This window comes from Lysinibacillus sp. NPDC097868 (genome assembly GCF_044761135.1).
Classification (GTDB): Bacteria; Bacillota; Bacilli; order Bacillales_A; family Planococcaceae; genus Lysinibacillus.
In genome coordinates this window covers 1,423,434-1,446,369 of sequence record NZ_JBIWBS010000001.1, presented here as the reverse complement: position 1 = coordinate 1,446,369, position 22,936 = coordinate 1,423,434, and the positions used below count along the sequence as shown (strand labels likewise).

The following is a 22,936-nucleotide window of genomic DNA, read 5'->3' as shown; positions in this document are numbered from 1 at the left end:
AAAAAAGAGGCGCGTTCCCTATATGGTACGCGCTTTTTGATAAACTGAATAAAGCACCCTTCGTTACATAATGAATCGATTATTTTTTTTGGTTCTCTAACTTTTTAATTAAATCATTAAAGTCTTGGACTGCTTCTTGCACAGCAGACTTTTTAGCTAATTCAATTCCCTTTTGGTAAGAACGATAAGCTTCTTCTAATTTATTTGCTTTCATTTGGGCATCTGCGAGGATTTAACATCTAATCATACCCTTTCGCACTTCTGGTTAGCATTTTGCAATCTTTTAAGAAATACAATTAACATGAAAATATTTAAAATGACAGTTACGCAAAGAAGAACTGTTGCAGCGAAAATGACACCTCCTGTAGTGTCCATAAGCGCACTCCAATCCTCAATAATAACGAGATGGTATTGATAGTACAGTTGAAAAATAAGTGAAATGCTACAAGCACTCAAACTCAAACTTGAAAGCAACCCCCATTTTTTAAAATCATTGTTTTTAGATTGTAAAAGACCAATGAGCGGAAGTAGCCATGCAATAAGACCAATCACTAAACTGCCAACATTAAGTAAACCAATCACTTCTAAACCCCCCTATTAAACCTTTGCAATTTCCATTTTTTTAGCATTTAGACGTTCAGGGTATACAAATAGTTCCAATTTTCATTTATCCTCTACATCAATTAAATAAATAGCCTTTTCAAACCCACCTCGTTTAGCCTTCTTCTGCTCACGAATCACTTCTAGATCTTCATAACTTACACCTAGCGCATTTAAAGCTGTATGTATTAGTTCTAAAATATCGGCTAATTCTTCAACGCCCTCCTGAACCCTATCTGCCTCATGAAACTCTTTAGCCTCTTCCATCATTTTTGCTTTTACTTCTACTAGAAGCTCCTGTGGTTCTAAAATTCTTGCATTAAACTTTAAACCATCTGCTTCAATAATTTCTAAAATCTGATCTCGTACTAACTTATTATAAACAGGCATTGTCATTCTCCTTTATAGTGGCACATCACACTTTTATTGTAATATATTTCTAGTTAATTTTTAGCTCTATTCAATAGTTTATAAATAGGCACAACAACTTTCTCTAATGTTAAAGAAAATTTCATATGTAATCGACACTTCGATACAACTCGAAATATTAATATTTTACAATGAAATTTGAAAATAAGAATAATTAGTGGGAGGAATTAAAATGAAAATAATAAAGCAAAAACCCATCCAACATACAAAAATTATTAATCCTAAAATTTTATATTATGGATTCCCTGTAATTTTACTAAGTACTTTAAATGAGGATGGAACAGTAAATATTAGCCCTTTATCATCTTCTTGGGCATTAGGAGACTATATTGTATTAGGTATTGGCATTGGTGGGAAGGCAATTGAAAATTTAGAACGTCATCCTGAATGTGTCATTAATATACCAGACCCCTCACTTTGGGAGAATGTTGAACAATTAGCCCCGTTTACAGGGAAAAATCCAGTTCCTGAATATAAAAAGCAAAATGGCTATACTTATAAAAAAGAGAAATATGATATTAGTGGATTAACGCCTATTAAGGCTATTTTAGTAAAACCTACTCGAATTATGGAATGTCCTATTCAAATCGAGGCAAAGGTTCAACACATTCGTATCCCAGACTATGCTCCTCATTTTGCCATTGTCGAAACACAAGCAATACACGTACATGCACATACGGAAATTATTATTGAAGAAAATCATATTGATCCAAATAAATGGAGCCCACTTATTTATAATTTCCGTCATTACTTTGCCCTTGGTAACAACTTAGGAAACAATTTTAGAGCCTAGATAATTCCGAAGTTAAGATAGTAGCTCTAATTAGCTATTTTACCCTTAACAAAAATTTTCACTAACCGAAAGCTAACTATAACGAAAAAGCAACCTACTTCTTCAAATTCATTAAAAAAATGATTGATTATGCTCGGTTGCTTTTTTCTTATTGTTTTATATAACCCTTGCCATATCAACTTCACTTGAAAAGCACCATCGATTTTTAATCCACAATTGCCATTAATCTTGAAAAACACTCCGATAATTATTCCCGCTATAACTTTCCTTCGTCCAAACGCTCTTCAATACGATCTTCAATTTCTTTCCTTTCTTCGTGCCACCATAATGCTTCTTCTGGTTCTTCTAAAATCTCCTTAATTTCAGCTTTCTCTTCGACAGCTGGCGGGGAACCTCGAAGTGCTTTGCCTGAAGTATCTTTTAGAAAGATACTTACTACGATAATACCGACAACAGATGCAAATATGACATAGTAGGCAGGTATCATTTCATTCATCGTTTTGCTAATTAACCAAGATACAAGTAAAGGTGTTGTACCACCGAACAATGACGCAGAAATATTAAATGTAATCGCCAATGCCCCATTCCTTACATTTGTAAAAAATAGGGAGGGCAATAGTGCTGGCATTGTTCCCTGAAAAGAAGCCGAAAATACTGCTAGAATCAATAACCCCCAAAATACATGTAATGTGTTTCCGCTACCAATCAAATTAAAGGAAGGTATACTTAAAAGGATTAGTCCAATTAACCCCCCTTGAATAATCTTTTTCGCTCCTATGCGGTCACTAAAATACCCCATTAATAGAACAATTGGAATCATAATAACCATTACAATGACAATTAATAAAAGACCTTCTGCTTCTCCATATCCAAGAACAGCAGTTAAATGAGATGGCATATAAGATAAAACGATATAGTTTACAACAATGTAAAAGAAAACAACAAACATTCCGACAACTATTGCTCTCCAATGAAATTGTAAAATATTTTTTACAGATATATGATTATCATCTTCTGATTTTTTTTCTTTCATTGCTTCAAAAGCAGGTGTTTCTTCTAAATTATTTCGCAAATAAAAGCCAATTAAACCAATTGGAGCGGATAAGAAAAATGGAATTCGCCAACCCCAATCTAACATTGTTTCCTCCCCTAAAATATAAGTAAGTAAAGTAACAAGACTAGCTCCTGCGATATAGCCAACTAAGGTCCCAACCTCAAGACCACTTGACATAAACCCTCTTTTCTTATCTGGAGTGGACTCAGCAATAAACGTCATAGCACCCGAATATTCTCCACCCGATGAAAATCCTTGAACTAAACGTGCAATGAGTAAAAGTACTGTGGCAGTATACCCTATAGATGAATGAGCTGGAATCAAGCCAATACTCAATGTCGCCAGAGCCATCATGACTAAAGTAATAGCTAAGACTTTTTTACGGCCTAAACGGTCCCCAAGCATCCCAAAGAAAATTCCTCCAATAGGTCGAGCAATAAAGGCAACAGCAAACGTCGCAAAAGAAAATACTAATTGCATAGGACCACTTACTTCAGGAAAAAATACTTGTCCAATTGTAGCAGCTAAATAAGAGTAAATTCCAAAATCAAACCATTCCATTCCATTACCAACAGCAGTTGCTATAACAGCCTTTCGGGCGGAACTCGTGTCAACAACAGTAATTTCTTCTTTTTTCAACTTTGGTTTCGATTTTCTTTTAAATTTTGGGCTATTAAGGTTATTGTAATCAGCCAATCGAAATCCTCCTCGTTGTTAAAATTAATTGATACTATTGTTAAGCTATCCAATATGTAATTTATTATTAATTTCTTTAAAGTAAAAAAACAAAATTTCATCGAAAATGCCTTTTAAATCAATGTTATTGGAAAAAAGAAAAAATTTATATAAATGAATTCTTATAGGAGTATCAGGAAAACAAAATAATGGTCAAACCAGCCAACAAAATAAGCGATAATGTGTCTGTTTCCCTTTCCCACCTTCCTATTTATATAAAAAAAGCCCTCCACAGTTTATGTGGAAGGCTTTTAAAACATTTGTAAATTAAATTCAACACCTGTAAGTTCACTATAAACATCATTGCACATTATTCTTTTTAGAAAAAAATCCTTCGAAAATCATATACAAAGCGAGTACGATCCAAAAGCTAAATAACCATGTGGTATTTTCTTTTAAGTCTGTAATAATTACAATCGCACCAAATAGCGTAATAAGTATTTTAATGATTAATTTGACCAAAATACATACTCCTTTCTATCGATAGAAAAATAATGATATACCCGAGTCAATTAAACTATTATTTTCAAATGTAAAATCATTGTTCTTTTTTATAATTTAACTGCAATAATTTCACAGCTAATTCCAACACCAAACATTAGTGTCAGGATTACTACTTCAACATAGTATGATGTTGATCTATATCATTTGTAACATATCCTTCTTTACCTGCTCCAATACCAACAATTAACAGAACGAACGAAATAAAAATGAGTAAAATAAGAGGGATTGACCATCCGCCAGTTATATCATGAAGTGTGCCAACCAACACTGGTCCAACGGCCGCTAAAAGGTAACCGAAAGACTGAGCCATTCCTGACATTTCTGCGGCTTCTTTTCCATCATTTGTTCTTAGTGTGAAGAACATCATGGATAGGCTGAAGGCACTCCCTCCTGCAATTCCAAGAATGATAGCGCATAAAGGAACTAGCACAGAATTTCCTTGCAGTAGCCCTGCTAATCCAATAATAAACAGAATGGCCGTTGTAATACTTAGACCAACTTGATTTTTCATTTTTTCCGCTAGTACTGGAACAATGAACGTTATAGGAATAAGTGAGAACTGCATTAGAAAAACAATCCAACCAGCAGCATTTGAGTTATACCCTTTCATATTTAAAATATCTGGTAACCATGTGATTAAAGTATAAAACATGAGTGATTGTCCACCCATAAATATTGTTATCTTCCAAGCGAGTGGAGAACGCCACAAACTACCTTTTTTCTTTATATTTACTTTAACTTGTACTTTCTCACCTTTTTGTCGTTTACTAAGTTGTGGTAGCCACAGCAATAAAGATATGAGTGTCAACACTCCCCATATGCCAAGCGCACCTTGCCATCCAAAATTACCAATAGAAGCAATAGGGACACTTACCCCAGAACCAAGCGCCCCGAATAGATTCATAAATATAGCGTATATTCCAGTCATCAAACCTATTTTTAGTGGAAAATTCATTTTTACAATTCCTGGAATAAGCACATTACCCATTGCAATTGCCACCCCAATTAAAATAGTACCTGTAAATAAAGAGAAAATTCCTGAAAATGAACGAACTGCAATACCAATTATAAGTAATATAAGGGATAAAGTAATCGTTAATTCCATGCCAATCCGATTTGCTATTTTTGGAGCAAACGGAGAAAGCAGTGCAAAGGCAAGTAAAGGCACTGTTGTAATCGTTCCTATAAGAGCATTACTGATACCAAGATCATCTCGTATCAAAGGTATAAGTGACCCAGCAGAAGTTAAAGGCACTCTTAAATTAGACCCCACTAAGATTATACCAATAAGTAATAACCAACTATTTCTTGTATTTTTATTTAATGTGGATGATATGGCTTCCTTATTCATGTTGTTATTCCTCCATCAATTTAACAATTACTTTTCTTAATGCCTCCATATAGTTTTCAACATAGGTTGCAGCAGCTACTTTATCCTGACTACGAATGGCTGTATATAACTCAATGTGAAGTTCTTCTTCAAATTTAAAAGGCGCATTCATTGTCATTAAATCTTCCACAAACGAATAGATGATTTCTAACAGTGGCTCGTATAAATCAATTAAGAGCTGATTGTTAGAAGCCACTACAACGGCTTTATGAAAGCTAATATCTAATTCTATAAAGTGTTCACGATCACTATTTTCAGCAGCTTGAAGGGAATCTTGAATATAGGATTCAAGTTTTGCTAAATCCGCTTCTGTCCTATGTTCAGCAGCCAACTGGGCAGCCTGTTTTTCTAAAGCTAAGCGCACATCAAGGATTTCAAGCAACGCTGATTTTTTTACATAACGTTTAAGTGCTGCTCCAAGAGAATTGGCAGAACATACGGTTGTTCCACTGCCTTGTTTCGTTTCAAGTAATCCTGCATGTACTAAGGCACGAATTGCTTCGCGAAGTGTATTACGGCTGACATCGAACTTTTCCATCAATTCCATTTCAGGTGGAATCCTTTCCCCAACTTGCCAGCTTCCAGATTCAATTAACTGCTCTATTTGAGAAGCAACCTGTTCTACTAGGTTCATTCGGTTTGTTTTTTGAATCATAATTATGCCTCCTTAAATTTGTAGGATGATTGGTATGTTGGTAAAGTTAACATAAAGAAAAAGGATTGTCAATCCGATGTACATTCTTATGAACATTGCTGAGATATATCGGTAAAATGCGCATGTGGATTTCTAACTTGTCGGTAGGAATAAAATTTCTGATTGTAAATTAAAGGAGAATTAAATTCATGAGGGAATTATTTAAAAACAGATATAAAATAATATTCTCAAACTTTTAAGAGAATAAATGCGTGTAAAAATGTGTTTCCCTGTCAAAGTATGCTTTATTTTAGTACTCAACCGAACAAATGGTTATGTAAATTGATTTTGTTAAATACTATTGGCGAGAATATTCAATTACCGGATACGGGAAACTTTAAAATCAAACCTTTCAGTTGTTTAAAAAAATCCTTACTATTTTTTCTATTAATTTAATATTTTCACTATCTAGCCAATCGCCATGCACGTCACAACAAAAGAGCAATCCCGAATATAGTTGTGGATTGCTCTTTTTTGTATATATCAATTTAATTTCCTACGTCTACCATATGTGATGTGAAGTTATCGTTATGGATTCCTTCATGAACTGGTATGAAGATGCTTATCTGTTCAGTAGGTTCGACATCGTCATTAGCAACAGAGTGAACAACCCCTTTTGGAACTAGGAATGTGTCACCTTCATTATAGGATTTCCATTCGCCGTTTTGTAGGAGTTTTACTTTTCCTTTTGTAATATGAATCACTTCAGCCACGTCGTGATAATGGGGCAATACGGCTCCGCCCACCTCAATGCGTTCTCTTAAGACCGAGCTGACACTTACACCTAGTTCATCCGCCTCTTTGGCACTTAGGAGCTCTTGGTGATGGACTTTGCGGTGCTCTGTAAATACATTCCACTTTAATTCATCACCAAATTTCACCTTCGTCTTTTTTTCGGTCATTCCAATCACTCCTTATATGATATTTTCATGTCCTTGCGTTACTCGTTTAGTCGAAAATAACGGTACCTGTCCTTCCAAGGATTGCATCCTTTGCTTTATCTAGCGAGGTAATTATCGACTTTCTTCCTTGCTTGCCTCTGACGAATGAAATAGCTGCCTGGACTTTAGGAAGCATACTTCCTGGTGCAAAATGCCCTTCTCTAATTAATTTTTCTGCCTCGTCAACGGATAATTGATCAAGGTTTTGCTGATTCGGTTTACCAAAGTTGATCGCGATTTTTTCGACGGCTGTCAAAATGAACAAAAAGTCTGCATTCAACTCATCGGCTAAGCATCTGCTTGCCAAATCTTTATCAATGACCGCTTCCACGCCGATTAAGGAATGGTTGTTTTCCTCGACTACTGGAATACCTCCGCCACCAACAGCAATCACAATTCGTCCTGCATTCACCAAGTCTTGAATAATATCTTTTTCAACGATTTTAATAGGAACAGGCGATGGAATAACCCGGCGATAGCCGCGGCCGGAATCCTCAATATAAATGTCATTTGTGTCAGCCATTAATCTTTGTGCCTCTTCTTTTGAATAAAAGGAACCAATCTGTTTTGTAGGATTTTGAAAGGCGTGATCGTTCTTATCAACCACCACCTGACTGACAATCGTTGCGACTGATTTATTGATGGAGCGCTTAAACAGTTCTTCTTGGATTGCATTTTGCAAATGATAGCCTATATACCCTTGGCTCATTGCCACGCACTCAGCAAATGGCATGCTGGAAATGCTTGCATGTTCCTTCGAGCTTTTTTCAAATGCAAGATTAATAGAACCGACTTGAGGCCCGTTTCCATGGGCAATAACTACGTCATGGCCTTGTTCAATTAAATCGACAATCGGTTTTGCCGCACCGTGTACTAATTGCTGCTGCTCCTGAGGCGTAGACCCAAGAGCATTTCCCCCAAGAGCTATTAATATTCTACTCATTTGCAGCGCCCTCTCCATAAACTTTATAGAAACGAAGGAAGCCTTTTTCGAAGCATTCCATAGGAGGGTGGACGATACCTGCACCAATTTGCCCGATTCCAGCAACTTTATGTGCTATACCTGTATTAATGACTGGAAGAATGTTTGTTTCAATTACTTTTCTAACATCAATTCCAAAGGCAGCTCCACGAAAGTTTAAAGTTGGAATGGAATAATTGCTATTTTCACTTACCGTAATTTCATACATTTGCTCGCTATATTGAATGGCGTCTTTTACCTCGCCTCCAACAAATTGAACAATCGCAGGGGAGCCGCCCATCGCAAATCCGCCAATTCCCATCGTCTCGGTAATGGCACTATCTCCTAGATCCCGAGTTGCCTCCTCCTCAGAATACCCTGGGAAAAATAAACCTTTGATAAAGTTTGCAGGTGCTGTAAACCATTCCTTTTCACCTAGCCCACTAATGCAAATGCCAAATTCTACACCATTTCTGGCCATTGTCGTGACAACAGTGGAATATGGAACACCATGCCCTGCATCAAGTGCAGCTTTACATGCTGGCATGGACAGGTTTAAGAAATAGTGTTCATTGTTTTGGATGTAACACAAGACCTCCCGCAGAGTGTCAGTCTCGATATCGATTTGCATGAAATAATCAGCAATCTCCCGGTAAAAAAGGCTTGTTGCCGCCTTATTACGGTTATGGCATTCATCCCCCATATGAAGAGCTTGAGCAGTGATGGATTTCAAATCAATTCCACCTGCTAGCACAAGAGCCTTTTTCAATGCAGGGGCAAACACATCGCGCAGCCACTTTAGCCGATCAATTACTTCACTGGAAAAAGCACCAAAACGCAATACCTTGCCTAGACCTTCATTAATCGAACAATATGCTCTGTTTCCATGTGTTCTGTTTTCAATGACATGCACTGGCATGGATGGCGAGACAATGCCCGCCATTGGCCCAACTGTTGAATGCTCATTGCATGAGCCAAATTCAATTTCTCCAGCATTAATCAATGCTCTCGCATCTTCCTCGTTCGCTGCCATTCCTTCGAAAATGAGCGCTCCGATAATTGCACCCTGCATTGGGCCAGCCATGTTTTCCCAGGCGATTGGAGGCCCAGAGTGCAGTATTTTTTTGCTGTGCATACTTGGAATAACATCGATAGCCCGCTCAATATCTATTAAGAAAGGATGGGCATCCTTAATGCGTTGAATGGCTTCCTGGTTTGCCTTTTCCACCTTTTCATTGTCCTGAAAGAAATCTAATGCTTTGAGTAGTTGAATATTGCCTCCTGCGGGCGGCTGCCAGTCAACTTGGATTGTTTCGATGCCTTGCAGTTCCAAATCTTCTTTAAATTTGGACGTTCCGATGTTCATCACTCGTAATGGCTGATTAAAAAGCTCATTTAGCGTACTCAATTTTATTGACCTCCTTTTCCACAAGCTTTGCTGCAGTTCTCGTTGCCATTTCATTGCTGTCAGCCACATAAACGCCTACAGATTGAAGTTTTTTTTGCTGCTGCTGATAATCTTGCTTATCTTTAGAAGTTCCGCAAATATAGGCAACGACCGGCAAGTACCTTCCTGCCTGTGCGGCCTCATCCCTTGCTAATTTAATCGTATCTAGCGTCACACCTACTGGATCTTCATGGGCACCAAATCCCAATTCAAAGTCCAATAATAGGACAGCGGTTTTTGGGTCTTTTGCTTCTTGAAGAATCCGCTCATTTCTAAGTGAGGGCTCTATCATCGGATGAGGTTTACCCTTTGTAAATTCGTCATCCCCCATATCCAGCAACGTATGGCCTACACTATAGGTAATATCGCTAAGTTTCTCTTCCACTTTTTTCGCTACATTGCTTTTGACAGTTTTTCCTGTAGTTCGAATTATTGACAATGCTTCAGCCGTCAGCGTACCGCCGCAAAATAATCCGCGAATATCCTGTTGGGAATCAACTAATTTCGCTTTTTCTGCAGTGATCCATCTTTGAACACCATCCGTAATTTCAGTTTCAATTACTGCTTGTGGATCAAGCAATTTAACAGACTTGCGGGCAGCATCAATTAATGTTGGTGAAAAAGTTGCTCCTGCTGCCTCTACTGCTTGTGCATCTCCATCCAGGAAGCAGACCACAACTGGTTTTCGGCATTTTTTTACTTCTGCAAGAATTTTATCTTGAACAATTGGGGCAGGCGGCTTAGAAATTAGTGTGATGACCTTTGTCTTCTTATCATTTTCTAATGCTTTAAGCCCTTGAAGCATCATAATTCCACCAATTGATTCATGAAGATCTCGACCTCCCGTGCCAATCGCTTGTGTAATGCCGTATCCAAGACGATCGATTTGCACTGTCACTTCTTGTAGCCCAGTACCAGAAGCTGCGACTAGTCCAATGCCTCCTTCGCTGACTTTATTGGCAAAGCAAAGTCCGCTGCGATTGATAATGGCTGTCCCGCAGTCTGGTCCCATGACGAATAATCCTTTGTCTCTACCTGTTTCCTTCAATACTTTCTCATCTTCGATACTGACATTGTCACTGAACAGCATGACATGCATGCCCTTTTTTAAGGCTAGACTAGCTTCTCGCACTGCATATGTTCCAGGAACAGAGATAATTGCCAAGTTAGCACCTGGCATAAGATTCAGCGCAGAATTTAAAGTTTTTGCTGTTTGATCTTTGTCTTTTTCTTTTTTCGCCATCTTGGATGTTAATTCTGACTTGATGAGCTCCATCACTTCCTCTGCACGCTCATCTGTATCGGTAATCAACGCAATAATCAAATCATTTCCTGTGGATTCTTTTGCCTCATCCGTTAACAATCCGATATTTTCTAACAATTCTTTATTCATTTGGGTGGCCATCGTGACAACTGCCTGTTCGACACCCTCAATACTATTCATTTTGCTAGATAATGACATTAACGTTACCGAGTCATGATAGGTGTTTCTTTCTATCAATACTTTTGATGCCATTATGTTTTCCCTCCTTATAATTTATAAGCTGTTGGTATGCCACACTGACACCAATCAGCATATCTGTCCCAGAGGTTGATCCAATTTCTACAAGTCGCTGTAAATGGGAAATTGGATTATTGTCCAAGTTCTCCAATACATCCAGCAAAGCTTCATTGACCTGCCCCTCCAAGCATTGCTTTAGCATAAAATAGCTTACCGTGGTTGTTCTTCCTTTCAATTTTTGCAGCCATTCGGCGATGTGACTTTCGACTTTCTTGTATAGATGGGCTTCATCATAATACTGCCAAGTGGCCAGCAGCCCTGTTAGAAAGTCGTCACCTGATGGAGTCAGCCCGATTCCAAGACCAGCAAACTTAAAAATAGACTTATCAAGCTTATCCACCTTGATTTCCCGCTCTAATTGGTTAAACCCCTCCATAAAATTGTAAAAGTAAATATTTCTCCTTGTGGCAGTAGAAACTTCCCAATCTGGATAAGTGAAGCTTTTCCATGCTGGGAAAACCCCTCCTGTTGCTCCGTTATGTAGTATGAAATGATTCAACAACTGCAAACTGGAAAAGGTTGTTTCTTTCTTAGCTTTGCTAGGTGGATTAATTGCTCTGTTCCAAACTACCGCTTTAGAAAAGTCCCATTGCCAATCACTAATTTTCAAAAGACAATAATCAACTAAACAAACTTGTTTAGTCGACTTTAAAGTTGAGGACATCTCTGAAAAATAGACATTTTCAAAGGTTTTCATCATTCCTGGTGATTGGACTACCTCATTTTTTGCCAAAGAAAAGAGCAGGGTACCATCATCGGTTATAAAATTCACCACCTTATCGAAAACACTGTGGACCGCTCCGATTTGTTCACCGATCGGTTGGTGATGGAACCATTCAAGCAGACGCCCGTCCATTTGATTGATTTTACAAGGATATATTCCAACCATTCGTCTCACCAAATTCTTAAGATTTATTTCTGTAAAATTTATATTTTAGTGAAGCACCTCGAACTCGCTACCTATACCGCTTTAAGTAAAGCCATTCTATCTTACCTATCGTACTAGAGCAGCATGAGATATAAATGAAATACGGGCATGCATTGGACGCGTGAATAAAGCATGCCCTCGAGGTCTTCTTTAACTATAACGAAAATCTATTTTAGGCTTTACTTTCAAAATGCCAAGTGGAAAGATATCTTCCCTTAATCATCGAAAGAAGCAAGCAGATTGCGCGAAGGTGCTGTCCATCCAAAGATGCCACCTTGTTGGTTAATCATGTGAATGGAATCTTCATGGTCTCTTGGATCAAATGCCGCTGAGCAATCTTCGAGTAACAAGCATTCGAATCCACGGTCATTCGCTTCACGAATTGTTGTTTGCACACAGACATGCGTCGTTACGCCAGCGACAAGCAAATGTGTAATGCCTTTATTTTTTAAAATCACTTCAAGGTCTGTTTGATAGAAAGCGCCTTTCCCAGGTTTGTCAATAACAATCTCGCCTTCAACCGGCTTTAGCTCATCCACAATATCATGACCATATTCACCTCGGATAAGAATTCTTCCCATTGGGCCTTCATCACCGATGCCTGCACCTTGCTTGCTGCCGCGTTTCAGTTTGCTTGGCGGGCAATCCGACAAGTCTAGTCGATGCCCTTCACGGGTATAAATCACCATCAAGCCTTTTTCACGTGCAACTTCCAGTACTGTCTGAGTGGTAGGAATGATGGCGCGTGTTAGCGTAATATCATTCCCCAGTTTCTCGCCAAAGCCGCCAGGTGCACAAAAGTCACGCTGCATATCAATGATAATTAGGGCAGTTTTTTCTAACTCAAATTCAAAACTATAAGGTTTCGCATCTATTGCATATACTTTACTCATGTAAATCTCCCTCTCAAATGTTATTTAAAATAGATGAATATTGGCTACTACCCGCAATCCGTTTTTACAAGGATTCTATTTGTTATACTGAATAAAATACCGAAAAAACTATTGTCCATTTTTTTAAGATATACACAAACTTCCATATGTTAATCTTTTAACCGGTTAGACAATAAAGGATGGAGGATTAAATGTCTTTTTTAGAAAAGATGAAGGACAGCGTTTACTAACTCTGCGCCAAGAAAGATTCCTATTACCCCGACAATTCCGATGAGAGGAGGAGCCGGAACTGGCAGCTTAATGAATTTGAATAATATGCCTACAAGTAAACCTCCAATTAAAGACAAGACGATCTGCAACATCTTACATGCTCCTTTTTTGTGGATTGTATTTATCAAAAACTTAGCAACCAATCGAACACTCTTAATTTTTTATGTACTCACCTTTCTCTTTTCTTTAAGGGAATTGAAAAGAGAATCCATTAGTACACCTCCTAAAAATATACCTACCATTCCGAATATTCCAACTAACGGAGGGGCAGGTAACGGTAGCTTAACTAACGAAAATAAAATGCCAACAATCAAACCACCTGCTAAAGACAATAGATAGTCACGCATTTTAAACACTCCTTGTATCCCAAAGTGTAAACAGAAACCTATTACTTGAATCTTGTTTCTATGACGGCTGTATATTGATTACCTCCATCCTTTAATACCTAAATAATAGCACTTGAAAGCGGTTTAATCATTGTAAGAAGTTGATATTTATTTCTCTTTTAATTGGCAACTTCCTACAAAGTGGAACGTCTTTTTTACAAAAAAAAGACATTGCCATGTAGACAATGTCTTAAGTAAAGTCAGTTGGGAGTTCCCCCATCCTTACCCTTTTTTCAATTGCAAGTATTGATGCAATTGGTAGGCCAATGCAATTTCTGTTAATTCAAATCCGTCCTCACCGTCGATTCCAAGTTCTTTCAGCTTATTTATTCGATAGCGCATCGTATTATAATGAACAAACATATCCTCTGATGTTTTTTGCACATTTGTATTGTTTTTAATATAGTACCTAAGGGTTTCTAAAAGATTAGTATTCTTCCTTTTGTCATATTCGAACACTTTACCTAATTTCTCCGTTACGAAATCTTCTAGGATGAAAAGATTCTCAACGTAATGGAAAAGGCGGAACAAGCCGATATCACCATAAAAATGAACATAGGATTGTTTTTGTAAGTTCTCTTTATACACTTGAAATACTAATGTTGAATTGTCGTAATACTCTTTAATCTGGTTAAAACGATGCACTGTATCGGAAATGCTGACTCCAAGATTACCGTACTTCTCAAACAGTGAAAGAATTACATCCCCTAGATTTTGGAGTTTTTGCCGAACATTATTTTCTGAAACAAGACTGATAAAACATACTAAAGAATCATTAATATAAAGAACCTTGCAATTTTCTATAGGAACATCGACAATTTTTGAAGCAGACCTTTCAATCAAACCTGAATCGAGCATTTTGTTGAAAATTGCTAATTTCTTTTCGCTTTCTTTCTCATTTGTTTTGATGCTCACCAAGACAAATGGGAATTGCAAGTTCCATTTAAACACTTTCGCTTTTTCAATCATTTCGGTTTGGGAGGAATATTGATTATGAAAAATGTCCCTGACAAAACTGCTTAAATGATTCCTTTCTTTTTGAAGCAATGTTTGCTCTGTTTGAAATAAAAAAGCAATGATAAAGGATGCCTGTTCGATGGCAATAATTATGTCCTCTGTCAGATTTTTTTCTTTATCCAGCAAAACGACTAAAAAGCCATACTCGTTGCCTCCAGCGTAAATGCACTGAATAAAAATGTCATTTTTTTCATAAAGGGTATTACCTACTTGAACGGAAAACGTGCTCTTGCTCGAGCCCGAATTATATGGCTTGCGATGAATTGATATTTCGTGTTCTTTTTGTATAGATGACCGAACATATTCAAAATCATTGTTTAGAAGCAGGATAGGGGCATTAACAAGATTCGCAATAGAAAGAACGAACTTGTTTACATCAGTGCCTTCCAATAATAGCTCTAGCAATTGCTGGTGCATCTTATTTCGGAATTCCAACAGAGATGTCTTTACGTCTAAAAACTTTGTCAGTACCTGATTGGCAAGTGTTGATAAGTTTGCACCATCTGGGAGCTGCATTAACGGAATCCCAAGCTCGTTAGCTTGCTCCACCATAATTTCGGGAATTTCAGCGACATATCTTCCTGGCTTGATTGCAATTCCTGCAACATTCATTTCTGCCAATTTTGGAATCAATGTTTCAATATGCTCCGGTTTATCCGCAATAGGATACAATGTGGTAAGCAGTAAGCCATTTTGTTCGATATATGCGTAAATGTCGGGAACTTCCATAAAATACACGTTTTCAACTCTGCGGCTTAAACCGGAATCGCTAGCAATCACTTGTACGTCTTCAAACCCTTCCATTTTTAATACATCACATATAGTAATAAACATAACATCACTCCAAACGAGGGAAGAATGTTCCCATAATTTCGTTTTTTAGGTCAAATGCTTTGCGTGACAGTTTTATTATGAATGGTTGCGGTGATTGACAGGAAAATGAATTCACCGCCCGAAACTTTTATTAAAATACATCTTGAGAGAAACAAGATTTTTTTAATTATAACACGACTACGAGGACGGACCCCGGCTTATCACTGAAGGCTGTAGTCCTTAATTTTTTACAATATATCGATAAAAAAAAGACCAAGACGCCTATCAAATATGCCCTCTTAGTCACTGATGATTCTATTTATTAAATTTTGTTTCAAATGCAGGAACTTCAATCATCTATTAAAGGGCGAATGGTATAGTTTATTCGTCCTCAACTATTGAAAAATCTTTTTCTTTCCAACGGTTTAATATGTCTAAATATGTTTCACTATGAAAAAAGACGACTTTCTCTTCTTTGGCTATCTGCTTTCACCACAGAAAATGAAAGATGATTATGTTCTTTCGTGGGAGTTCAATTAATAATGCCCTTCATTTGAGAGCGAGCAAAGTCTGCAGCCGCGGCGATGTCGATCTTTAATCAGGGAGCAAAGACCTCTGGATTATCGTCTCGCCATGCGCCAATGCAGCCAATTAGACAGACCATGTAGCTTCTCATCACGCTATCCATTTCACCGTCCGCATATTCAATTACAATATTTACACCTGGCTTGCGCCATGCCAAAATTCGACCGGAAAATCCAGACCAACTACATTCTTCATCGATTTCAGGTTGACCATATGCCTTTATCGACTGATCTGGTGTTGAGCTCATCGTGATTCCCTTGGGAAGTTTTCCGGCAAACGGAGCTTTAATTCTGTCATCCGACCCGGGCGCAAGAAAATGTAGGGCGCCAATAATCCATTCATCCTGATTTGTATATTTGAGTCCAGTCAGATCATTTATTTTTGGTGCGCGATAAATATCGATGCGTATCGATGTTTTCACAGACCAAATAATATCGTCTTTGAAATAACTGTTCGGGTGTGGCATTCTCTTGACACCGAATGTTTGCAGCAATGCTTGAACATTCCTGGGATTATACGGATGGCCAAGCATTTCAATGAGCAGTTCAGATGGTTCTTTCATGCGTATATCCACTCCTTTCGCTTCTTTCTATGGACACAACTTGATGAAATTGTAGTGTCACTTGAAAGAACATTTTTCTGATAATACCGTCTTCCGTCTAGATGTGCCGGGATAAAACCATGAGCTCTGTATTAATCCTTATATTCTATATTGCTTCCAATTTCCCCTTCTTCTACTAGACTGCCCCGTTAGCTACCCATGTCATAGAAAATCAACACTATACAACAGAAAATAAAAGTTTATTACGATTTTTCATGGAAGTGAAAGAAGGATTTTTAAACAACTTTATTTTCACCGTACAATTTGAGTTCATAAAATTCTTTAACTCTCCCGCCTATATTGTATAGCACTTTCTTTTTCCAAAACGATATGTCTTTTTTTATTATTTTTGGACACATGATAAAATCTGAATAAGTTTCGTCTAGATAGGAAAAATATCTGGTTTATAAAGTTTCTTCAAGAAACTCATCTTTTGGCACCCTAGGTTAAATAGAACTTATATTTAAAAAATCACAAATAAAAGAGTAGGGATTCCCGACTCTTTTACTCGTTTAGTAAAATATTCTCTAATGCCTGTGCATTTTCTTTATCTAAATTTCCATAGCCTTCTTTTTCATTATTGCTAATAATTGTAGCTGTATCATTCTTTTGATTGAACCAAATCTGATATTCAAATAATCGTTCAGGCATATTTTCATCATACTTATAAAATAGTGTTGCCTTTATATCTTTTTCTCTAGCCATTTTAGATTCTACATTTGGTTCCCATTTAATTTGTTTAAATATTTTCCTTATGATCTCCAATGTTTTTTCTTCAGTAATCATTACAGATTCTCCATAGCTTCCATCTGCCTTAACCTCTTCAATATCTATCCTAGTGAGTTGTTTTAAATCAAACTTATTTGGAACTTTATTTATACAGCCCATTAAAAACATTACAAAAATAAAACAGATGACAAACCGAACATTTATTTTTTTAGACAACAAACCAACTCCTATTTTCTAATTACGCATCTCATTATACAATATTTTACATACAACTCACTTTAACTATCATAAATAGTAATACAACAAAGACAATATTTTTTCCCATGTTATTTATCTATCTTTCTTCGATTTTATGAAGATTTCAAACTCAAAACTGGATTAAAAAATAAAAAAATTGCTAATTGCTCGATCGTAAAGAAAAGATATATAACAAACCCTTAATAAAATAAAGGCAAGATTACATCTTGTAAATGGTCTCCTTTTTGTCGCCTATAGCACCTACCCCTTTAAAGAAAAAAAGCAACCGACTTTTTCGATTCCATTTTTAAAAATGGTCACTTTTTAGTCGGTTGCTCTTATTGTTTTATGCTTGCTTTAAACGTTGATTTATCAACTACTCTTGAATAGCAGCCTCTATAGCTACAACGATCATGTGATTTGAATTATGCGTACTTTTTATATTAACCGCATACTTTAATTGCCTTGATTTAACTACGTTTTGCATTTCCTTTAATTGATAACTAATTTTACAATGTTGGTTGCTTTTGGGTCGCCCAAAGTCGCCTTTTATTTCTAGACCGCCCTTCATGGAGTGGTCTCTTAACGAAGTAACAAATCTTATAGTTCTCTTCCCTATGGCGCTATTCTATCATTTAATTAATTCTTGTTAATTCTATTTCTTATTTCCTTTTGTTTGCCACGAAACAACTTATTGTAATGAGAATGATGCCAACGGTTAGTAATAACAGTTTGGAATGAAAATCTTCATTAACCAAAGTGAAGAAATAAAATGTTTTAAGATATTTGTCGCCAGTGAAAAGACAAATAATATAATAAGCTATAGGTGCAATTAAGCCTGTCACAGGTTGCATCGTTAGCGAAAATATTAGGCACATCAACCCTGCTAGGAAACATACATCTGCCACTCCGCCAAATAAAAATTGGCCAAATTTTATCTCTGAATTTTTCAATTGAAAGATGATAAGGCAGATAATGGTGAAGAATAGTAACGTAATAAAGATTTGCACTAAACGAATACTCAATATTTTCAAATATGAAGTTTTCTTGGTCTGAATTACCTCTAAAGTATTTCGATCACAATCAGGCAAAAATAGCGGTATGAACAAAACCAAACCGATAATTGGAAAAATTCGTTCATAAACATTCGCACTTTCAACAAATGCCAAATTTTCTATTCCGAAAAACAACGGAAAAAGTAGGATTAATATAAATGATATTACGAAAAAAGGAAGGAAATGAAACCTTAAGAAAACCTTAGATATTTTATCTACTCTTTCCAAGGATTTTACCCCCTTTACGTTTATAGTCATAAACTATGACACTAACTAAGAAACACAGAATACCTATACATGCCCAAAGTATTCGGTTTACTACTAATTCTTGATAAATCCCTTCAAAAATTACCGTCGAACCAACGTTATTAAAACGTGGAATTAAGTTAAAGCCCACTTTCCCAACAATATTTGTAGATCCTACTGAGATAGAAATAAACCAGATAGCTACTTGCACCATCACACTAGTTATACCACCAAAAAGTGTGGTGATTAAGAAGCTGATTCCAACTACCGCAATAATGGAAGGTAACGTCCAGCCCAAAACATATTGATAAAACAGCCAAATATCTCCAGATTGATTAAACTTCTGAGCGATTAGGTTGGCTTGTAATGCCGGCATAATACTAAATAATAAAACTGGAATAAAAATAAGAACTACTGTCGAGAGAAATCGCATAGTCTGTAATTTTACTGATGATATTGCTTTTGTATAAATGACTAACTGACTTTGGGCACGTTTGTCTCTTAAAATAACTGTTGCTGCTAGAAAAACAGGAACCAAAGCCAAAATGATGCCTAAATAATCACAAACTAACCTAGCATAAGCACCTGAGACTTTATCTCTTTTCAAAATCATTTCGAAATTTTCGTGTACTTCTTCATATGAGAGTGATTTGATAGCAGAAGCTTTATACTTAGCTTCTTCAAAATCAGAACCATGCCCAATTATTTTCACAACCTTCTTCATATCCTCTTGAAATTGTTGAAAGGAGTAATCCTGTGCAATAGGAAAATAATCAAAATCTTGGTGAGCGTACATTTGAAATTCGTTCGCAGACTTATTTTCTTTTTCCGAAATTTCACTTATTTCCTCAAGGGATATCCCTGTTGCCTTCTCGATAATTTTGCCGATTTCTTTTTGATCAGGGTTTGATGGAGTAACTACTTTTAGAAAGCCTAAAGGATACGTATTATATTGTCCAACGTCATATTGATAGAATAAATTACCCATCGTTTGTTTTTGAATAGATATTTTATCATTTGTCACACCAACACCATAATTATCCTCATTAGGTTGCGGTTCTTTAAACGAAGTTAAATCCGTTCCCAATTGACTAAAGATAAAAACCCCTATAAACACAACTACTAACCAATAGGTGAGGCTTTTTAGACTAATAAAGAACTCTTTTTTAAATAGCCCCACTTTCTTTCACACCTTTCTCTGAAAGAAGGTATAAGTAAGCATCTTCAAGTGTTGGCTTTTCTTGAAGGACTAGGGGATGATTCATAATGCTTGAATGCTGATTGCCAATAAAACGAATCTTACTTAGTGTACCTTCTTGCTGTAAACTAATTACTTGAACGTGTTCCTTCATAGATTTTAGTTCTGTTCGTGGAACTTCCACTGTAAAAATCCTTCCTTCTGCTTGTGAAATTAATTTTTCAATTGATTCAGAAAAGATGATGTGCCCATTGTCCAAAATAGCGATATTCTCTGCTGTTGCCTCAATATCACTGGCAATGTGAGTAGAAAGGATAACTACTTTTTCCTCACTAATTTCTGAAAGCAGATTACGGAATCTTAATCTTTCTTCAGGATCAAGACCGGCTGTGGGTTCATCGACTATTAAAACCTTTGGGTCATTTAACAATGCTTGGGCAATCCCTAATCTTCTTTTCATACCACCAGACATCGCTTTTACTTTGACATGTTTATGAATAGATAAATTCACTTGTTCCAAAAGTTCCTCGATCCTTTTTTTGCGAGTAGTAGAATCAATTTCACTAAGAACACCTAGATAGTCCATTGCTTGATAGGCAGTCATATTTCCGTACATTGAAAAGTCTTGAGGTAAAAAGCCAACCATCGAACGGATTGCTTTTTTCTTTTGAATGGATATGCCATCCATACTAATTTCGCCAACTGTGACAGGTAAGAGCGTTACTAGCGTTTCCATTAAAGTTGTTTTACCAGCCCCATTTCTCCCCAACAAGCCAAACATTCCTGTTGAAATAGTCAAGTTAATATCATGAAGAACTTGTTTCTTACCGTAATATTGATTTAAATGTTTAATTTCAATTTTCATAGCTCATTCCTCCTTGTACTCATCATAAACAATAAATATCTACAAACTATCTACAAAAAAATCTGAAAGCAATGTTGCTCTCAGATACATGTGATTATTCAAGTGAAAAAATAGAAGTGACAATGGCACCGCCATCTACGCTGTTTGAAAGTTTTAAGGCTCCACCATGCTTTTTTGCCAGTATTTCAGAGATGGTTAAACCTAAGCCAAAATGACTTTCTTTATTGTGAGAGTAATAGGGATCAGTAGCGATTTCCAATTCTTTTTTCGAAAAGCCTTTGCCATCATCTTTTACAAAAATACATAAGAATTTTTCATCTACCTGCATTGTTATTTCTATTTCCTTAACTGCAAAGCGAGACGCATTACTTAACAGATTTTCCATAACCTCATCAATTAAATGAATATCATAATTAAATTTCAATTCAGGATGATAATCTGTTTGAAGGAAGAGCTTTTTCTCAGATAACGTTTTTCCCAATTCACGAAGATGGGCTTCTATATGAGTAAGTGACTGTTGTGTTTTTTTTAATGGCATCTCGTCAATCTTTTGAATTTCTTGCATGGTCTGAGAAAAATCAACCAGTCGGTTCACGCTACTTTGGATTTTAGTGACCGACTTATTAAAAAAAGCCTCTGTCATACGCCCCTGATGATACAGTTCTTCCATTAGTTCAATATTATTTTGGATGATTGCTAAAGGAGTACGTAAATCATGGGAAAAAGCGGCATTGATTTTTTTCTGCTCTTGGTGAAGCTCAGATAAATCTACTTCTTTTGATCTTAAAGTTTGACTAAGACTGTCTAGGCCCCGAACGGTACCTTCGAATTCATCGTAAGTATTGAAAAAAAATGGTTGATTGTAATTTCCCTTTTTAATTTGCTGAATACTGTGTTCAACGATTTTCAAAGGCTGTAAAATTCTTTGTTTATAAAAGAGTTTTGTAATCAAAAAAACAGCTAAAACACCATAGATTATAGGACTGAAACCTTTGATTATTTCCAGTATCATGATGTGAAATTCGATATTTTTCGGAATAACAGAAGGAACCTGCCAAGAAAAAATATTAAAGTAGCCTTCTAAAGGCTGAGTATCATCCAAAATAAGCCGTTCCCAACCAACACAAATAGAATAAGTTAGACTTGTTGCAATAACCGTAATAATAATCCCAATGAACAAGTACAAAAACAAGGTTCGATTAAGGTTTCGATTTTTGCTAAAAAGACGTGTAATAATCTCATCTAACCAATCCATTTATATCCTTGCCCCCAAACTGTATTGATTATCTCTCGATCAGTTTTATCCATAAACTTTCTCCTAATACGACGAATATGTTCAGTAATAATGTTTGAATCGCCATCTTTATCGTAACTCCACAAATAATCATAAATATCATTCTTTGAAAAAGTCGTGGGGGAATTTTTTGATAATAATTCAATTATTAAAAATTCAGTTTTAGTGAAAGGAATGTCCTGATTGTTCACTGATATTCTCTTCTCGTCATAATGGATGGCGATATTCCCAGAAAAAGCAACTTTAGATGGAAAAGTTTTACGCTGTTCTCTGCGAAGATGCGCTTCTACTCGATACGAAAGCTCTTTTAGGCTTACTGGTTTAATTAAATAATCGTCACCACCTACCTTAAGTCCTTCAACTTTACTTTCTTCATCCGTTTTGGCTGAAAGAAACACAATTGGCACGTTTATGTGGTTACGAATTTCTTTGCAGAAGGAAAAACCATCCATCTCTGGCATAGAAACATCTAAGATGATTAGATTAGGCTCATATTTGAGTTTTTTTAAGCCTTCACTTCCATTTTGTGCGGTATAAACAAGATAACCAAGTAGCTGAAAATAGTCTTTCAAGGTATCCAATAGATCTTTTTCATCGTCAATAATCAGAATTTTTTTCATTGTTATACTCCCAAATATAGTAGGTTCTTAAGTATATTAACAATAACACAATAAAAAATGAAATTCTTAAATGGTCTCCTTTTTATCGCC

General features: G+C 36.4%; 24 protein-coding genes. 1 reads left to right on the top strand and 23 read right to left on the bottom strand.

All coding sequences use genetic code 11. The annotated features are described in order from the left end of the window. Positions 1–79: 79 nt before the first annotated feature. The 3 genes from ACIQXJ_RS07100 to ACIQXJ_RS07090 form a co-directional block, all read right to left on the bottom strand. Positions 80–214 carry a hypothetical protein gene (locus ACIQXJ_RS07100; protein WP_403051390.1) on the bottom strand — a complete coding sequence of 45 codons (135 nt, stop codon included), beginning with the start codon at positions 212–214 and terminating at the stop codon, positions 80–82. 29 nt (positions 215–243) lie between these two features. After that, on the bottom strand, positions 244–582 hold the full coding sequence (locus tag ACIQXJ_RS07095) for a hypothetical protein (RefSeq protein WP_403051387.1): 339 nt from the start codon (positions 580–582) through the stop codon (positions 244–246). Between the two features lie 81 nt (positions 583–663). Continuing rightward, positions 664–990 carry a pyrophosphohydrolase domain-containing protein gene (locus ACIQXJ_RS07090; protein WP_403051384.1) on the bottom strand — a complete coding sequence of 109 codons (327 nt, stop codon included), beginning with the start codon at positions 988–990 and terminating at the stop codon, positions 664–666. 211 nt (positions 991–1,201) lie between these two features. On the opposite strand from ACIQXJ_RS07090, the gene ACIQXJ_RS07085 reads away from it, so the two are divergent. Further along, complete coding sequence (locus tag ACIQXJ_RS07085) at positions 1,202–1,822, top strand: flavin reductase family protein (protein ID WP_403051381.1); 621 nt, start codon at positions 1,202–1,204, stop codon at positions 1,820–1,822. A gap of 256 nt (positions 1,823–2,078) precedes the next feature. On the opposite strand, the gene ACIQXJ_RS07080 is transcribed toward ACIQXJ_RS07085, so the two are convergent. The 20 genes from ACIQXJ_RS07080 to ACIQXJ_RS06985 form a co-directional block, all read right to left on the bottom strand. Next, positions 2,079–3,572, bottom strand: a complete 1,494-nt coding sequence (locus ACIQXJ_RS07080) for an MFS transporter (protein WP_403051378.1) — start codon at positions 3,570–3,572, stop codon at positions 2,079–2,081. A gap of 339 nt (positions 3,573–3,911) precedes the next feature. After that, a complete protein-coding gene (locus ACIQXJ_RS07075; RefSeq protein WP_401011812.1) occupies positions 3,912–4,073 on the bottom strand; it encodes a hypothetical protein in 162 nt (53 codons plus the stop codon). A 151-nt stretch (positions 4,074–4,224) separates the two neighbouring features. Beyond that, positions 4,225–5,466, bottom strand: a complete 1,242-nt coding sequence (locus ACIQXJ_RS07070; protein WP_403051375.1) for a CynX/NimT family MFS transporter — start codon at positions 5,464–5,466, stop codon at positions 4,225–4,227. A gap of 4 nt (positions 5,467–5,470) precedes the next feature. Further along, a complete protein-coding gene (locus ACIQXJ_RS07065; protein WP_483869687.1) occupies positions 5,471–6,163 on the bottom strand; it encodes a FadR/GntR family transcriptional regulator in 693 nt (230 codons plus the stop codon). 524 nt (positions 6,164–6,687) lie between these two features. Continuing rightward, on the bottom strand, positions 6,688–7,101 hold the full coding sequence (locus ACIQXJ_RS07060) for a cupin domain-containing protein (RefSeq protein ID WP_403051369.1): 414 nt from the start codon (positions 7,099–7,101) through the stop codon (positions 6,688–6,690). Positions 7,102–7,147: 46 nt separating this feature from the next. Then, complete coding sequence (gene arcC / locus ACIQXJ_RS07055; RefSeq protein ID WP_403051366.1) at positions 7,148–8,083, bottom strand: carbamate kinase; 936 nt, start codon at positions 8,081–8,083, stop codon at positions 7,148–7,150. Further along, positions 8,076–9,509, bottom strand: coding sequence for a YlbE family protein (locus ACIQXJ_RS07050; protein ID WP_403051364.1), 1,434 nt, complete (start codon positions 9,507–9,509; stop codon positions 8,076–8,078). Before ACIQXJ_RS07050 ends, arcC begins: the two co-directional genes overlap by 8 nt. Continuing rightward, on the bottom strand, positions 9,493–11,064 hold the full coding sequence (gene fdrA / locus ACIQXJ_RS07045) for an acyl-CoA synthetase FdrA (protein WP_403051361.1): 1,572 nt from the start codon (positions 11,062–11,064) through the stop codon (positions 9,493–9,495). Before fdrA ends, ACIQXJ_RS07050 begins: the two co-directional genes overlap by 17 nt. After that, positions 11,024–11,998: an oxamate carbamoyltransferase subunit AllH family protein gene (locus ACIQXJ_RS07040; protein ID WP_403051358.1), complete on the bottom strand. Its 975-nt coding sequence runs from the start codon at positions 11,996–11,998 to the stop codon at positions 11,024–11,026. Before ACIQXJ_RS07040 ends, fdrA begins: the two co-directional genes overlap by 41 nt. Positions 11,999–12,252: 254 nt before the next feature. Beyond that, on the bottom strand, positions 12,253–12,930 hold the full coding sequence (locus ACIQXJ_RS07035) for a cysteine hydrolase family protein (protein WP_403051355.1): 678 nt from the start codon (positions 12,928–12,930) through the stop codon (positions 12,253–12,255). A 200-nt stretch (positions 12,931–13,130) separates the two neighbouring features. Beyond that, complete coding sequence (locus ACIQXJ_RS07030; protein ID WP_172771582.1) at positions 13,131–13,292, bottom strand: XapX domain-containing protein; 162 nt, start codon at positions 13,290–13,292, stop codon at positions 13,131–13,133. 69 nt (positions 13,293–13,361) lie between these two features. Beyond that, positions 13,362–13,547, bottom strand: coding sequence for a XapX domain-containing protein (locus ACIQXJ_RS07025; protein WP_403051352.1), 186 nt, complete (start codon positions 13,545–13,547; stop codon positions 13,362–13,364). A gap of 261 nt (positions 13,548–13,808) precedes the next feature. Then, positions 13,809–15,437, bottom strand: a complete 1,629-nt coding sequence (locus ACIQXJ_RS07020) for a PucR family transcriptional regulator (RefSeq protein ID WP_403051349.1) — start codon at positions 15,435–15,437, stop codon at positions 13,809–13,811. A gap of 577 nt (positions 15,438–16,014) precedes the next feature. Further along, entirely contained in the window at positions 16,015–16,563 is a 549-nt protein-coding gene (locus ACIQXJ_RS07015) for a hypothetical protein (RefSeq protein WP_403051345.1), read from the bottom strand. Positions 16,564–17,106: 543 nt separating this feature from the next. Continuing rightward, positions 17,107–17,547: a hypothetical protein gene (locus ACIQXJ_RS07010; RefSeq protein WP_403051343.1), complete on the bottom strand. Its 441-nt coding sequence runs from the start codon at positions 17,545–17,547 to the stop codon at positions 17,107–17,109. A gap of 683 nt (positions 17,548–18,230) precedes the next feature. Beyond that, complete coding sequence (locus tag ACIQXJ_RS07005; protein ID WP_403051340.1) at positions 18,231–18,851, bottom strand: hypothetical protein; 621 nt, start codon at positions 18,849–18,851, stop codon at positions 18,231–18,233. After that, the gene (locus ACIQXJ_RS07000) at positions 18,835–20,049 is read right to left on the bottom strand and encodes a hypothetical protein (RefSeq protein WP_403051337.1); all 1,215 of its coding nucleotides are present in this window, start codon (positions 20,047–20,049) and stop codon (positions 18,835–18,837) included. Before ACIQXJ_RS07000 ends, ACIQXJ_RS07005 begins: the two co-directional genes overlap by 17 nt. Next, entirely contained in the window at positions 20,036–20,932 is an 897-nt protein-coding gene (locus tag ACIQXJ_RS06995) for an ABC transporter ATP-binding protein (protein ID WP_403051334.1), read from the bottom strand. Before ACIQXJ_RS06995 ends, ACIQXJ_RS07000 begins: the two co-directional genes overlap by 14 nt. Before the next feature lie 94 nt (positions 20,933–21,026). Further along, complete coding sequence (locus ACIQXJ_RS06990) at positions 21,027–22,187, bottom strand: sensor histidine kinase (RefSeq protein WP_403051331.1); 1,161 nt, start codon at positions 22,185–22,187, stop codon at positions 21,027–21,029. Then, the gene (locus tag ACIQXJ_RS06985; RefSeq protein ID WP_340824423.1) at positions 22,175–22,846 is read right to left on the bottom strand and encodes a response regulator transcription factor; all 672 of its coding nucleotides are present in this window, start codon (positions 22,844–22,846) and stop codon (positions 22,175–22,177) included. Before ACIQXJ_RS06985 ends, ACIQXJ_RS06990 begins: the two co-directional genes overlap by 13 nt. Positions 22,847–22,936: the final 90 nt, after the last annotated feature.